Below are 14451 nucleotides of genomic sequence, written 5' to 3' on the forward strand. Positions count from 1 at the left end.
GATTCGATTATATTACCCGCCTTCGGTGTAAGATTTACCCGCTGCGTAAAATCGCCGCCTGCCCATTGGGAAAATATCCGCACTACCGCGCAAAGGAGGCTGAAAAGATGCCATCCGTACCTTCACCCTTTAGGGGCCGCAAGAAACCCGAGCCTCCTAGTAAGCCCACTTCCCTGCCGGTACCACCGGAGCGCGCCATCGAACACTGCCGCGTCTTTGTGGATGGCGAAGCACTTCCTGGAGAATATTCCACCAGCTCCGCGCTGGAAGCCATTGAGGAATACGGCCGCGGATTTATTTGGGTGGGACTGCATGAGCCCTATGAATCCCAGATGACTAAGGTGGCCTCCCAGTTTGGCATCCACGAACTTATCGTGGAAGACGCCGTTATGGCCCATCAACGCCCTAAGCTCGAGCGCTACGATGATCAGCTCTTCGTTGTCGCACGATCCGTGAACTACCGCGATCATGATGAGGTCACGGATAAGCGCCAGATCATTTCCACCGGTGAGATCCAGATGATTATGGGCTCCAACTTCATCATCACCGTCCGCCACGGCGCAAAGCTGCCCAACCTGGCATATACGGTAGAAGATGAGCAGGACTTGGTGGAGCTTGGCCCGGTGGCCATGGCCTGGAAGATCCTGGATATGATGGTGGACCGTTACTCGGAGATTTCCCGCCTTATCAGCATCGAGGTCGATGAGCTGGAAGAAGAAATCTTCACCCCGAACCTCAAGTTTGATGTGGACCGCATCTACATGTTCAAGCGTGAGGTGCTGGAGATGAAGCATGCCATTGACCCGCTCTCGGTGGCACTGAAATCCATGGTCTCTGACCACAAGGATCTAATTTCCAAGCAATTGCGCTCCTACCTGCGCGATGTCAACGACCATGAGCTTGTGGTCAAGGACCAGGTATCCAGCTTCGATGAGCGCCTTACCTCGCTTATCGACGCCTCGGTAGCCAAGGTAACGATGCAACAGAACTCGGATATGCGCACCATTTCCGCGGTCGTTGGTATGTGGGCCGCGCCTACCCTGGTGGCGGGTATCTACGGTATGAACTTCGACATTATGCCGGAGCTGCACTGGGCGCTGGGATACCCCACGGCGATTATCATTATGATCTTGGTCGTTGTGGGCCTGTGGGCTTGGTTCCGAAAGAACCACTGGCTCTAATCCCTCCGGTACGCTCGTGCATTATGAGCGATATCACTGTTTACGGCGCTACCGGGCTGGTCGGCCAATTGGTGGCGCGCTACCTTGCCTCGATTAACGCGCCCTCTGTGACTCTGGCCGGCCGGAACCGACCGGTGTTAGCCGCGCTGCGCGATGAACTCAATCCGCACTGGGACATCGCCATCGCCGCCGCCGATGATGCCGCCGCTGTGGAGCGCATGGTGGAAGGTACCAAGGTGCTAATCACCGTGGTCGGCCCCTACAGCCTGTATGGTGGCCACGTCGTTGCCGCTTGCGCGCGCCATGGTGTGGACTATGTTGACCTCTGCGGTGAGGTTCCCTTTATTCGCCGGAGCATCGACTCCCACCACGCCACTGCCCAATCCACGGGTGCGCGCATCGTTCACTCCTGCGGCTTTGATTCCGTGCCCTCGGATATGGGCATGCTTAATCTCTATCAGGCGGCAGGAAAGCCGTTTGCACGGGTGCAGATGGTCGTCGACAAGCTCAAAGGCGGAATCTCACCGGGCACCATCGAGTCTTCCCTGCAGGTCTCGCACGCAGCGCACGCGGATAAAGAGGTAGCCCGCAACCTGCACAATCCTTACTCGCTGGACCCGGATCCCAAGGCCGGGCCACGCTTAGACGGCCTCCAGAATGACTTCGAAATCAAAGAAGTCGACGGCGTGGGCTGGGTAGGGCCATTTTTCATGTCCATGTTCAATACCCGCGTGGTCCGCCGCTCTAACGCTCTGCTAGGGCGCGCGTGGGGTACACGCCTGTTTTACAAGGAAGCATGGTGGGCTGGCACCGGTCTTCCCGGTCGCGCCCGCGCCTATGGGCTGGCGCTCGCCACCAAGCTACTCTTTGATGGCACTCAGTCGCGCCTGCGCCCACTGGTGGAAAAGGTCCTGCCCACCCCCGGAACTAGCGGTGGACATTTCCAGGTCAGCCACCACGGCATTACCGAAGATGGCCAACGCTGGCGAGCAACTGTGTCGGCGCAAGGCGACCCGGGCTATGAAGTCACCGCAATGATGCTGAGCCAGGCTGCGCTCCGCTTGCTCGATTCGCGCTCCGGTACTAGCCGCGCAGGCGGCGTACTCACCCCGGCCACCGGACTTGGAAAGCCTTATCTGCAGCGGCTTTCCGCCCATGGCATGTCTTTTACCGCCGCTAGGATGAACTAGCGCAGAATCATAGTGCGCAAGGTGGTCCGGGCGATTAGCTCGCGGCCTTGCCGCATCTCGACGCTCCACACATGGGTGCGGCCGCCTAGCTGCACCGGCGTGGCCACGGCTTCCAACTCGCCCTCGCCTGTGGAGCGAATGAAGTCGCTGGAGTTATTGACGCCGACTGCGGGGGCGTCGGCAGCCGCCACGCTGGCAATGGAAGCCACGGTTTCTGCGATGGAGCAATACAACCCGCCGTTGGCTACTCCCCAAGGTTGGTGATGCTCCGGCAGCACCTGCAGTTTCGCACGCGCCTCGCGCGGGCCCACGTGGGTGAACTGCAGTCCTAGCAGTTCCGCTAGGCCGCCGTTTAAGGCATTGAGAGACTCCAGTTCTTCTGCATTGAGCACTCGCGTATGCGCGACGTGGAGCAAGTCATTGAGTTTTTGCGTATCCGACATAGTCCACCAGCCTAACCGTCGGTGCCAGCGCTGCGCTCTAGTGACGTAGGATAGGCAGCATGACTGATAAGAATGAACTTGCTCAGATTGGCGTCGTGGGATTGGCGGTCATGGGCTCTAATTTGGCCCGTAACTTTGCCCGCAACGGCAATACCGTAGCGGTGTATAACCGCAGCCCTGAAAAGACTCATGCACTCATTGAGGCCCACGGCGAGGAAGGCAACTTCGTGCCCTCGGAAACCATCGAGGACTTTGTGGCTTCCTTGGAGCGCCCGCGCAAGGCAATCATTATGGTCAAGGCTGGCAAGGCCACCGATGCCGTCATCGATCAGCTGGCCGAGGCCATGGATGAGGGCGATATCATCATCGACGGCGGCAATGCTTTGTTCACTGACACCATTCGCCGCGAGAAGGACGTAGCCGCCCGCGGCAAGCACTTCGTCGGCGCCGGAATCTCCGGCGGCGAGGAGGGCGCGCTCAACGGTCCGGCCATCATGCCTGGCGGCCCCAAGGAATCGTGGGAGACCCTCGGCCCGATTCTTGAGTCCATTGCCGCCAACGTGGACGGCACTCCGTGTGTAACCCACATTGGTGCGGACGGCGCCGGCCACTTTGTCAAGATGGTCCACAATGGTATCGAGTATGCCGATATGCAGGTCATCGGCGAGGCTTATCAGCTGCTGCGCTATGGCGCGGGCATGGAACCGGCCGAAATCGCAGAGGTGTTCCGCGAATGGAACTCCGGCGACCTTGATTCCTACCTCATTGAAATCACCGCCGAGGTTCTGGCCCAAAAGGATCCGGAGACTGGCGCCCCGCTTGTCGACGTCATCGTGGACGCTGCCGGCCAGAAGGGCACCGGCCGCTGGACCGCCATCAACGGCCTAGAGCTCGGCGTTCCGATTACCGGTATTGCCGAATCCGTCTTCGCCCGCGCGCTGTCCTCCTCCACCGCGCAGCGCAGCGCAGCGCAAGAAGGCCAGCTTCCCGCCGGCACCATCAAGGCGCTGGACGTGGACAAGGCAGATTTCATCGAGGATGTGCGCCGCGCGCTCTACGCTGCCAAGCTCATTGCCTACTCCCAGGGCTTTGACGAGATTAAGGCTGGGTCCGAAGAATTCGGTTGGGACGTTGACCCGCGCGATCTAGCAACCATCTGGCGCGGCGGCTGCATCATCCGCGCCAAGTTCTTGGATCGCATCCGCGCAGCCTACGACAATAATGCGGACCTGCCCGCCCTCATTCTCGACCCCTACTTCAAGGGCGAGCTGGAAGACCTCATCGACCCTTGGCGCCGCGTGGTCGTCGCCGCTACCCAGCTGGGACTTCCGGCACCGGTCTTTGCGTCGTCCCTCTCCTACTACGACAGCCTGCGTGCCGAGCGCCTGCCGGCCGCTCTCATCCAGGGCCAGCGAGATTTCTTCGGCGCCCACACCTTCAAGCGCACCGACAAACCAGGTACCTTCCACATTGAGTGGTCCGGTGACCGCAGCCTGACCCAAACCGACTAGATTCGCAGTGACGTGATTAGGGGCCCTTCGGGGCCCTTTCGCCTTTTCCAAGCAGGTCTTTCTCATGGAATGCGGCGATCCGCCGCGCTGCCGATAGGATGGGAAAGCGATGACTACCTTTGCCGATCTCGGCCTTCCCCAGCGCCTAGTACACGTTCTGCACAACGAAGGCATTACCGAACCGTTTCCTATTCAAAAAGCCGCGATTCCCGACGCCCTGGCCGGCAAAGACGTACTCGGCCGCGGCCCTACCGGGTCGGGCAAGACCTATACCTTTGGCTTGCCCATACTTGCCCGCCTTGCCGGAACAGGTGCATCCAAGCCTGCTCATCCCCGTGCGCTTATCCTCGCCCCGACCCGCGAGTTGGCCACTCAGATTCACCAGCGCCTTGATGAACCAGCGGCAACGCTGGGCTTAAGAGTGCTCGCTGTCGTGGGCGGGGTAAATATCAATCACCATATCCGCTCCCTCGCCCGCCCCGTCGATGTACTTGTCGCTACCCCTGGCCGTGCCCAGGATCTAATTGACCAGGGCAAGCTGCATTTGGATGCGGTCCAGATTACTGCACTGGATGAAGCCGACCAGATGGCCGATATGGGCTTTTTGCCCCAGGTACGCAAGCTGCTGCGCCTAACTCCGGCTAAAGGCCAGCGCTTGCTGTTTTCGGCGACGCTTGACGGCGACGTCAACAAGCTGGTGGAGCAATTCCTCCACGAACCGGTGGTCCACACCACTGCGCCGGTGCAAGCTGCAGTGGATTCCATGTCCCATCACCTCTTTTTCGTCGGCGAGCGGACCGCCCGCAACGAGGTGGTGCTGCGCATTGCTGCCCGCCAAGGCAAAACCATCATGTTCATGCGTACGAAGCACGGCGTGGACAGGCAGGTCAAGAAATTGCGTCGCTCCGGCATCAACGCTTATCCATTGCATGGCGATAAAGGCCAAGGCGCGCGTACCCGCGCAATCGAAGGCTTCGCCGATGGCAGCATTCCAGTCTTGGTCGCCACCGATATTGCCGCCCGCGGTATCGATATTGCAGACGTTTCACTCGTCGTTCACGTCGATCCGCCCGCAGAGCACAAAGCCTATCTCCATCGCGCCGGTCGCACGGCACGCGGCGGTGCTGCGGGTACCGTGATCACTTTGGTCATGGATGAACAACGCAAAGAAGTAACTGCACTCATAAAGAAGGCTGGTGTCACGGCTACGGAGCACGATATTTCTCACCGTGACAATCCTGCAGGTGCGCCGGTACTTAAGGAGATTACGGGTGCTCGCAAGCCCAATGGTCCTGCGCTTCCGCCACCGGGGCAGGACGCGCCTCAGAAACCGGCGAAATCTGTCAAGAAATCTCATTCCCAACGCCGCCGCTCAGGCGGCAAAGTCGCCCGCCGCCGACGCCGCTAAGTCAAGGAGGTTAACTCTCATGCGTATCTTGAGCCCTGAGGAATGGAGTGCTCAACAGCATGAACACGAAAAGCAAGCCACCGACCGCTTGGAGCGCTTCCGACATCCTGGCAGCTACCACCCTGTTTTCGATTTTCTCTTTGAGTACTACCCCGTACGCCCTTCTCACCTAAAGCGCTGGCACCCAGGTGTAGGAACTGCGCTAACGGGCACTCCTCCGCATGCCGAATGGCGGGATTACCACGCCACCTCAGACGGCATCACCGTCGACATCGGCAGCTTTCTAGAGCGTCGTGGTGACTCGGTTCGGTATATTTCTAATCTGCTTCGGCGTTCCGCTACCAATCCGGCCCACTTTGACTGCTTCGGTCTGCATGAATGGGCAATGGTCTACCACACGGATTCCCCGCGACATTCGCTGCCCTTGCGGCTTGGTGCGGACGGGACCAATCGGGTTGTCGATGAGCACTCAATTAAGTGTTCTCATTATGATGCCTTCCGGTTCTTTACTCCTCCCGCTCGCCCTCTTAACCTCACTGTCCTGCATCGTGAGGATCAGCCCGACAATGACCAGGCAGGCTGCGTACACGTCACAATGGATTTATATAAGTGGGCCTGGAAGCTGGGACCACTGGTTCCAGGCGAACTTTTCCTTGAGTGCCTGAATCTGGCGATTGAAGCGCGCATCCTTGACATGGAGGCGTCCCCTTATGACTGCCGTGATTGGGGACTTGGCGTCGTGCCCATCGAAACACCTGAGGGCAAGGCCGAATACGTCTCGAGGCAAAGAACGCTGGCGCACAAAGCTGAACCACTGCGAGAACGGCTTGTCGCTGTGATAGATCAGGCACTTGCCCCGCTAGAATGAGCCACTAACAACGGCAGTTTGCTTGGGAGGAAAACACCACATGGCACGGCATTCAAACGGGAAAAATAGCTTCGCAGTAGCGGGATGGGTTATTGCGGTGGCTATTATCGCGCTGCTGGCCATAATCGCCCTGGTTACCTTCCTTTTACGCGGCGCGGGCAACGACGACGGCGAAGACTCCGCCGCACCCGGCGCAGTGGAAACCAGCACCGAGGCTGCACCGGAAACCAGCACGGCAGCTGCTTCCAGTGCTTCCACGTCCGCTGCGCCTACGAGCTCTTCGTCCCCGAAGAGCTCCGCTCCAGCGACGAGTTCCGCAGCAGCTCCCACGCCCGATGTGACGATGGCGGCAAATACGCTCCTGCTCTTGGATACTTCTTCGGCCATGGCGCCGATGTACGGCCCTGTATCCGAAGCCTTGGGCACCACTGCTTCTGACCTAGCCGCAGACGGCGGGGCAGTCTCGTTGTGGAACTACTCCTCTCCTATCTCAGAGACCGCCACGGTTGGCTTCCGTCAAAACCTGGGCTTTGGCGATGGCAACGCTGTATCCGGCACGCTCAGTGGCTTTGGAACTGGCGGTGTTCCGCAAACGCGCAGCGCAGTGGTAGCGGCAGTAGCCAATGCCGCCGACCAAGCTGCAGGCAGCGGCGATAAGGCGCGCGTGCTTGTCGTAACTACCGGCACCGAGCAAGACATGGATGATGCTCAATTCACGTCCGCTCTTGACGACGCCGCCTCCAAGGACGTTTCTCTCAGCGTCGTTCATGTCGGTGAAGGCAATGTCGATGCCGCACTGAAGTCCGCGGCTGATAGCTTCACTTCCGTTGATTCCACCGATGAGACCCAGCTTTCGGGAGCAATCAACAAGGCCGTCGGCATTTAACGAGGAACCGATTTTTCCCAGCACCGTACGAAGTCTCGTGCGGTGCTTTAATTTTTTGCCCTTAAAAAGACTAGAGCTCTCATACACAGCCCACCCACGGGCACTCCACCCAATTTAAGCACAAGGCCGGCACGGGTTCTAAGGCAGAGCTCGACCTCGATCCCGCGAGCCACACAGCGCGGAAAAGAACTGTCTTGCATTGTTGTCTCAAGACGATAGAGATTAAAATCCACCCTTCTTCCCCGTGAGCTGGGAAGGAGGGTGGATTCTGTGTGGACGAGCTTAGGAGCTCTTGCGCTTGCGACGAGCAGCCAACTCGTCGAGGCCGACCACGTTGTCCTCGGCGAAGTCATCGATGCGCTCCGAAGGGAAGGAAGAAATGGTGCCGGACAGCTCCTTCAAGATGCCCGGAACCGCAATGCCAAAGACGCCCTGGCCGCCAGCGAGCAAGTCAATGACCTCATCGTTGGAACGGCACTCGTACACGGTGGTGCCATCGGAGACAAGGGTCAGCTTTGCCAGGTCATTTACGCCACGATCGCGCAGGGATTCAACTGCCAAACGGATATTCTGCAGGGAAATACCAGTATCCAGCAGGCGCTTCACGATCTTGAGTACCAGCACATCCTTGAAGGAGTACAGGCGCTGGGAGCCGGAGCCACGCGCCGTGCGGATGGAAGGGTTGACCAGGTTGGTGCGAGCCCAATAGTCCAGCTGGCGGTAGGTGATGCCGGCTACCTGGCAAGCGATGGGAACGCGGTAGCCCACTTCTTCGTCAGGTCCGACGTCAAAAAGTGATTCCTGCACGTAGGTGGATTCGGACTGGGAGTCCTCGTTAATGCTCACGTAATTACTCCAATGGGGTTTGTTGGAAGTTCTAAAGATCAATTAAAAGCCACGCACATACGCCCGTCAAGCGCTGCTTGCTCAACTGTCAAGTACAACTTTAGACTTCTCAAACCCCATTGTCACCATTAGTCACACGCGTGTCATTAATTTTTTTCGTCGTCATCCCCCGAAAGGAAATCCTTTTCGTCCATACCCAAAGACCTCATCATGGCTTCAAAATCTGCATCTGCCTGCGCATTTCCTGACGCCGAGGTCGAGGAATCATTGTTTTCGCTGGTCGATAGATTATCGGCTGCGGCGGGGGTGGAAATTTCCAGGTCGAAGTACTCTTTCACATCCGCATCGCTGGCATAAACGGACACCTGGGCAAGGAGATCTGCTTCGGCTGAAATCGGGACGTTGAAATATTCGGACACTGCAAGTGCGTCGCTTAACCGAGAGTCATAAACCTCTCCGTTCGGAGCCTTGATATCTACCATGAAGGTTCCCTGGTGGTAGTTGGCAATTTCAATGGCCTCTACCCCGCCAGAGCCCTCTAGCACCTCGCAGATAAGATCGTGCGAGGTGGGACGGTTTGGCTGGTGGCCGTCTAAGACTGCGGCCAATTGCATGCCCTCAATGGGAGAAAACCACACGGGAATCAAGCGATTTTCTTCCGGCCAGCGCAGCAAAGCGCACACATCGTCTTCGGGGCCGACTTGGTGGATACCGTGGAACTCTAGGGTTACATCACTCATAATTACCACTCTCCCACAAAGACGGGAGCACGTGTGTATTAGGAGTGGTATTCCTCGCGCAGATCCGACTTCACCAGCGTCGCATGCAAGGAGACCACGAGAGCGGTCATTTGCTGGGAGATTTCCTCCGCCTTCTGATGCGCGGTATCAGAGTTTGAGTGCGCCACAGGAGCAGCCGCCTGGGAGATCAGATCTGCCTGACGGCGGGCGTTATTGCGCAGGGACTTAAGTTCACGGGCGCCAAAACCAAATGCCTTAAGCGCCACGGCGGCAGAGACAATAGCCACGTCATCGGTATTGAAAAATCCGGCGGCATCCGGGCGGATGAGGCCATATTTAACCAAGGAGGCTACATCATCTTCGCTGGCACTAGCCTGGGTAGCTACCTCTACATCGGTCAGGCGGGTGACCACAGGGGCCTTAAACTGCTGCGGGGAAAGCAGGGTTTCCGCATTTCCCGCAGACACGATGGCGGTCACCTGGCCGGAATCCATGGCTTCTAGCTGCTCACGAATAACCTTCAGCGGCGTATAGTTATCGCGCTGAGTGGTGAGGATATACCGCAGTCGGTCCACGTCCTCTTGGGTGAACCGACGGTAGCCCGAGGCCGTGCGCTGTGGACTGATGAGCCCCTCAGATTCAAGGAAGCGAATCTTAGACACCGTGACGTCTGGGAATTGCTGATTCAACGTTTCTAAAACCACGCCAATGGACATGGTCTTAGGCTTCTTAGCTTTAGTGCTGGTGCGGCGTACTGCTGCTGCCGAAGAATCTGCTGCGCTCACTGTGTCTATCTCTTAGGGGGTACTGAAAGTTCTTATCGTGCCATAAGTAGACTACACCGCCCCTCCTAGTAAGGAAGCGCGGCTAGTCTACGTAAAAATTAGCTCTGGTTAGCGATGAAAACCAAGCGGAACTTGCCAATCTGGATTTCGTCTCCCACCTCGAGCACCTGGGAGTTGCGGGGCTCGCGGTTAACGTAGGTTCCGTTCAGGGATCCCACATCAACTACCTCAAACTTGCCGTCATCATTCTTGCGAAACTCCGCGTGGCGGCGGGACACCGTAACGTCATCGAGGAAGATGTCTGCCTCGGGGTGGCGGCCGGCGGTAGTAGTCGCCTGATCCAGCAAGAAGCGGGCACCCGCGTTCGGGCCACGCTTTACCACGAGGAGGGCCTGACCTTCCGCCAGGTTGTCGGTGCCGGCAGCGGTAGCATCATTGCCATTCGCGCCGTTTTCCATCTCCTTGAGCAGGTCTGCGCGGAATACAGATGTGGTCTCTACCTGTGGTTCCGGGGTTCCGGTGTTCTCGCTCATTGTTACCTCCGGGGATTAGTTACGAGTTACTTATAACAATACTAGCGACTCATGTGAGTCCGTGACCCCTTCGCGGGGAATTATTTCACCGGAAAATGTTTCCGATGCCGCTCAGCACGGAATTTCCCTTGCCGGCAAGGGGGTTATCGGAGACCATGTAGGTCCATGTAGCACTCGGACGAGCGAGGCCGGCGTCATCGAGGTGTGCCCCAGCGGCGTCGATAAGCACTGTGCGGAAAGTCTCCACAGACTTGTCGACGGCCCTCTGAGCCAAGTCCTTAAACTCCCTCACCGCAATGCGGTGGTACTCATCGATGGGCGTCTCACGTGCGATGGCGCGCAGGTGGATGGACTCGCGCACATCGTCCATAAGCTCCAGGTGGTCGGCCCAGGCCAAGTCCAAGTGATAGAGCATGATTTCGCGCGCGGCCTTGATGCGGGCTTCCTCAGGAACCTCCGTGAGCTCTGCTGCGCGCTCTGCGGCGCGCTGGGATAGTTCCTGCCAGGCTTGATCAGTATCCAGTAGTTTGGCTCGGCGCTCATCAATAATAATGCGCTGATCCGCCAGGAGCTGGTTATACTTCCAGGTCTGGGCATGAATTTCGAGTAGTTGGCCCTCGGTCACGCGCTGGCAGTGGGCCACGAAATCGCTCACTCGCTTGGATTCAATGCGCCCGTCTTCTGCTGGTTGGGCACGCACAGTCTCGCCGTCGCCGCCTTGCTGGACCACATCGTCTTCAAGGGAGACGAAGAATAGAGACAGGCCCGGATCGCCCTGCCGGCCTGCACGGCCGCGCAATTGGTTATCCAAGCGGGCGGTGCGGTGGCGGGAGGTACCGATAACCGCCAAGCCTCCCAGCTCCGCTACGTCATCGTGGTCAGCTTCGTTAGCACCGCCCAACTTAATATCGGTGCCGCGTCCGGCCATCTGGGTAGAGACGGTAACGCGTCCAATATCGCCGGCCTCGGCCACGATCTCTGCCTCCTGCTCATCGTTTTTAGCGTTGAGCACATTGACGTCGATGCCGCGCTCGCGCAACGCATCCGCCAGATCTTCCGACTCGGCTACATCCTGCGTGCCCACCAGGATGGGCTGACCCGTAGCGTGAATGGTGGCTATTTCCTCCACGATGGCGGCGGATTTATCATCGACTGTCGCGAAAATGCGGTCTTGCTCGTCAAAGCGCTGCAGCGGCTTATTGCGGTCGATCACGGATACATGAAGACCATAGAACTGCCGCAGTTGATCGGTCGCCTCCACCGCGGTACCAGTCATGCCGCACACGAGTGGGTAACGCCGCATAAGCTCTTGCAGCGTGATGGTGTCGAGGATGCGACCGCCTTCGGAAACCTCTAGGCCTTCCTTGGCTTCTACTGCCGCTTGGAGCCCGTCGGGCCAGCGTTGTAGGTCGGCAACGCGGCCCCGGGAGGCGTCGATAAGCTGCAGCTTGCCATCGACCACGATGTAGTGGATGTCCCGGATAAGCAGGGCCTTGGCATGCAGGGCGAGGTTGACCTTCACCAAGATGGTGCCGATATTCTCCTCCGAATAGAGCGAATCAATGCCCAATTCCTGCTCCACGCGGCGTGCACCAGTCTCGGTCAGCTGAACGGTGCGGCCGTCCTCAGAGATGGAGTAGTCCAGCTTCTCGCGCAGGCGGGAAACCACATTGGTGATGTGCCCGGTGGGGGCCTCACCCGGCCGATTCCCGGCCAGCACTAGGGGCACAAGCGCCTCATCCACCAAGACGGAATCGGCTTCATCCACGAGGGCAACGTCGCCGGCAGCCTGCACCGTGTGGGAGCGGTCGGTAATTTGATTATCGCGCAACAAGTCAAAGCCCAGCTCGTTGACCGGTGCGTAGATAATATCCTGCGCGTAGGCAGCGCGGCGCTCGTCCGGTGTCATGCCCTCTGTTACCGAGGCAACGCTTAAGCCAAAGAACTCCACGACAGGGCGCATCCATTCAGCGTCGCGGGCGGCGAGATAGTTATTGACGGTAACAACGTGGACGCGTTTGCCACTCAACGCGAAACCTGTAGCCGCCATGGCGCCAACCAAAGTCTTGCCTTCGCCGGTTGCCATCTGGATGACGTCTCCGGTGAGCAGGCGCAGGACTGCCTGGGATTGCACGTTGAAGGGATTCATGCCCAAGGTGCGCTCGCACGCTACGGCCAGGGCCGCGAGGAACTGCGCCTTATCCGCAATCTCGCCGCCTTTCACAGCATCGCGTGCGGCTTGGGCTACAGCTGCGTCGTCTTGCTGGCCCAATGCCCGTGCCGCTTCATCGGCTGAACCCACGATGGCCTTGGATTTCTTATCGTTACGTTCGCTTTGCGAGCCCATTGCCTTCCAGAACCAATCGAACGCGCCCATACCTCATCCTCCTTATTTGGATTGCTCCTATCGACTGTAGTCAACCTGGTATGGCTTGCGGGTAAGAGGCCCGTTATTCTAGTTCTCATGCAATCCGTCAATGTTAAGCTGCCTTCGAGCCGGGGTACCGAGATGGCCGGAACCATCGACTTCCCGGATTCTCCTCCGATCGCCTATGCCATCTTTGCCCATTGCTTCGCCGGCTCCCGCCATACTCCCGGTGCTGCCCGCACCGCGAAGCAGCTCACCGAGTTCGGCATCGCCACTTTGCGTTTCGATTTTCCCGGCCTTGGCCAGTCCGCCGGTGAATTTGGCGATACTACTTTTAGCCAGAACGTTGAAGATATTCATGCCGCTGCCGCCTGGCTGACGGAGAACTACTCTGCCCCACAATTGCTCATGGGCCACTCGCTAGGTGGCGCCGCCGCGTTGAAGGCGGCCACCACCATGAAATCACTCAAGGCGGTAGCCACCATTGGCGCCCCCTTTGATCCTGCCCACTCCGTGCTTCACTATGCGGACAAGATCGGCGAGGTCGACGCCAACGGCGAGGTAGAAGTCATCCTCGGCGGCCGCGGCCTTATCATTTCCCGCAAGTTCTTGGAGGACTTGGCAGATACCAATCCCGAGGAATATCTGCCTAAGCTACGCAAGCCTTTGATGGTATTGCACTCGCCCATTGACCAGACGGTGGGTATTGACAATGCGCAAAATATCTTCCTGCTCACGCGCTACCCCAAGTCCTTGGTCTCCCTCGACAAGGCCGACCACCTGCTCACCAAGCAAGGTACGGCCGCTCGTGCAGCGGATCTCATCGGTGCATGGGCCGAGCAGTTTATCGTTCCTGACTACCGCCCAGAAGAAGTAGGAACCGACGCCGCAGTTGCGCAGCCGGCTACCGGCACCAAATTCGGCGTGGTCGTGCGCCACAATGACCATAGCCTCAGTGCCGACCGCACGAAGAAGAATGGCGGCAAGGGTAAGGGCTTTACCGCAGAGGGCCTTATTATGTCCGCGCTGGCCACGGCGGCTACCCAAGCAGTCAAGGATGCCGGCAAGAGGCTTGCGCTTGACGACGTCCACGTGAGCATCACCCAAACCGGCCCCGCCAGCTTCGAGCGCCGCATCGAGCTTAAAGGGAACCTGTCTGCATCAGAAGAATCCACGCTGCGATCCGCCGCGAAAGACACCGATGTGGAGCGCATGCTCGGCAACGTCACCATCGTGGACGTGGACGCGCACTAATGGCAGCCTTTGATTCCTCGCGCCGCTGCCCGTGCGGCACCGGCCTGACCTACGGAGAGTGCTGCGGCAAGTACCATGCCGGCACCAATGCGCCTACCGCTGAGGCGCTCATGCGCTCGCGCTTTAGCGCCTTTGTTACTGGCGACGAAGCTTATCTGCTCCGTACGTGGGATCCCGATACTCGCCCTGCAACACTCGACTTGGCTGATTCTCCCGTCCGGTTTTACCGCCTTGATATCCTAGACACCCAAGCAGGCGGATTGCTCGATAATTCCGGCGTGGTGGAGTTTGAGGCCTTTTATAAAGGCGCGGCCGTTGGCTCACAACGCGAGCGTTCTTCGTTTCGCCGCGTGGGCGGCGCTTGGGTCTACTCCAGCGGCGAGTTTTAGCGCAGGTTACACCCCAAATTTCACAGTAGAATCCTACTGATGTAATCTA

At 58.6% G+C, this 14451-nt stretch carries 14 protein-coding genes; 8 read left to right on the forward strand and 6 right to left on the reverse strand.

Going from position 1 to position 14451, the window contains the following annotated elements:
* Nucleotides 1-107 precede the first annotated feature (107 nt).
* Together ACKFRY_RS08500 and ACKFRY_RS08505 are read left to right on the forward strand one after the other, a co-directional pair.
* Nucleotides 108-1181, forward strand: a complete 1074-nt coding sequence (locus ACKFRY_RS08500) for a magnesium and cobalt transport protein CorA (RefSeq protein ID WP_005324749.1) — start codon at nt 108-110, stop codon at nt 1179-1181.
* Between the two features lie 23 nt (nt 1182-1204).
* Nucleotides 1205-2371 carry a saccharopine dehydrogenase family protein gene (locus tag ACKFRY_RS08505; RefSeq protein WP_408922657.1) on the forward strand — a complete coding sequence of 389 codons (1167 nt, stop codon included), beginning with the start codon at nt 1205-1207 and terminating at the stop codon, nt 2369-2371.
* Here ACKFRY_RS08505 and ACKFRY_RS08510 read toward each other — a convergent pair.
* Nucleotides 2368-2814 carry a PaaI family thioesterase gene (locus ACKFRY_RS08510; protein WP_408922658.1) on the reverse strand — a complete coding sequence of 149 codons (447 nt, stop codon included), beginning with the start codon at nt 2812-2814 and terminating at the stop codon, nt 2368-2370. The genes ACKFRY_RS08505 and ACKFRY_RS08510 overlap by 4 nt on opposite strands.
* Nucleotides 2815-2873: 59 nt before the next feature.
* Here ACKFRY_RS08510 and gndA point away from each other — a divergent pair, with 59 nt between their 5' ends.
* The 4 genes from gndA to ACKFRY_RS08530 all read left to right on the forward strand — a co-directional run bounded on the left by gndA (nt 2874) and on the right by ACKFRY_RS08530 (nt 7487).
* Complete coding sequence (gene gndA / locus ACKFRY_RS08515) at nt 2874-4325, forward strand: NADP-dependent phosphogluconate dehydrogenase (protein WP_150851504.1); 1452 nt, start codon at nt 2874-2876, stop codon at nt 4323-4325.
* A gap of 109 nt (nt 4326-4434) precedes the next feature.
* On the forward strand, nt 4435-5733 hold the full coding sequence (locus ACKFRY_RS08520; RefSeq protein WP_250413108.1) for a DEAD/DEAH box helicase: 1299 nt from the start codon (nt 4435-4437) through the stop codon (nt 5731-5733).
* A gap of 19 nt (nt 5734-5752) precedes the next feature.
* Nucleotides 5753-6601 (forward strand): 3-methyladenine DNA glycosylase, encoded by an 849-nt coding sequence (locus tag ACKFRY_RS08525; protein WP_250413109.1) that lies wholly within the window; start codon nt 5753-5755, stop codon nt 6599-6601.
* 40 nt (nt 6602-6641) lie between these two features.
* Entirely contained in the window at nt 6642-7487 is an 846-nt protein-coding gene (locus ACKFRY_RS08530; protein WP_250413110.1) for a hypothetical protein, read from the forward strand.
* A 282-nt stretch (nt 7488-7769) separates the two neighbouring features.
* On the opposite strand, the gene ACKFRY_RS08535 is transcribed toward ACKFRY_RS08530, so the two are convergent.
* The 5 genes from ACKFRY_RS08535 to secA2 form a co-directional block, all read right to left on the reverse strand.
* A complete protein-coding gene (locus ACKFRY_RS08535; protein ID WP_005324738.1) occupies nt 7770-8333 on the reverse strand; it encodes a MerR family transcriptional regulator in 564 nt (187 codons plus the stop codon).
* A gap of 146 nt (nt 8334-8479) precedes the next feature.
* Complete coding sequence (locus ACKFRY_RS08540) at nt 8480-9073, reverse strand: bifunctional nuclease family protein (protein WP_408922659.1); 594 nt, start codon at nt 9071-9073, stop codon at nt 8480-8482.
* A gap of 38 nt (nt 9074-9111) precedes the next feature.
* On the reverse strand, nt 9112-9858 hold the full coding sequence (locus ACKFRY_RS08545; RefSeq protein ID WP_408922660.1) for a MerR family transcriptional regulator: 747 nt from the start codon (nt 9856-9858) through the stop codon (nt 9112-9114).
* A gap of 98 nt (nt 9859-9956) precedes the next feature.
* Nucleotides 9957-10391: an oxoglutarate dehydrogenase inhibitor Odhl gene (odhI, locus tag ACKFRY_RS08550; protein WP_005324732.1), complete on the reverse strand. Its 435-nt coding sequence runs from the start codon at nt 10389-10391 to the stop codon at nt 9957-9959.
* An 85-nt stretch (nt 10392-10476) separates the two neighbouring features.
* Complete coding sequence (gene secA2, locus ACKFRY_RS08555) at nt 10477-12768, reverse strand: accessory Sec system translocase SecA2 (RefSeq protein WP_408922661.1); 2292 nt, start codon at nt 12766-12768, stop codon at nt 10477-10479.
* 87 nt (nt 12769-12855) lie between these two features.
* Here secA2 and ACKFRY_RS08560 point away from each other — a divergent pair, with 87 nt between their 5' ends.
* Nucleotides 12856-14013, forward strand: a complete 1158-nt coding sequence (locus ACKFRY_RS08560; protein ID WP_408922662.1) for an alpha/beta hydrolase family protein — start codon at nt 12856-12858, stop codon at nt 14011-14013.
* Entirely contained in the window at nt 14013-14402 is a 390-nt protein-coding gene (locus ACKFRY_RS08565; protein WP_179386485.1) for a YchJ family protein, read from the forward strand. The genes ACKFRY_RS08560 and ACKFRY_RS08565 overlap by 1 nt, the downstream gene beginning before the upstream one ends.
* Nucleotides 14403-14451 lie beyond the last annotated feature (49 nt).

The sequence above is a fragment of the Corynebacterium tuberculostearicum genome (assembly GCF_046097255.1).
Taxonomy (GTDB): Bacteria; Actinomycetota; Actinomycetes; order Mycobacteriales; family Mycobacteriaceae; genus Corynebacterium; species Corynebacterium tuberculostearicum_J.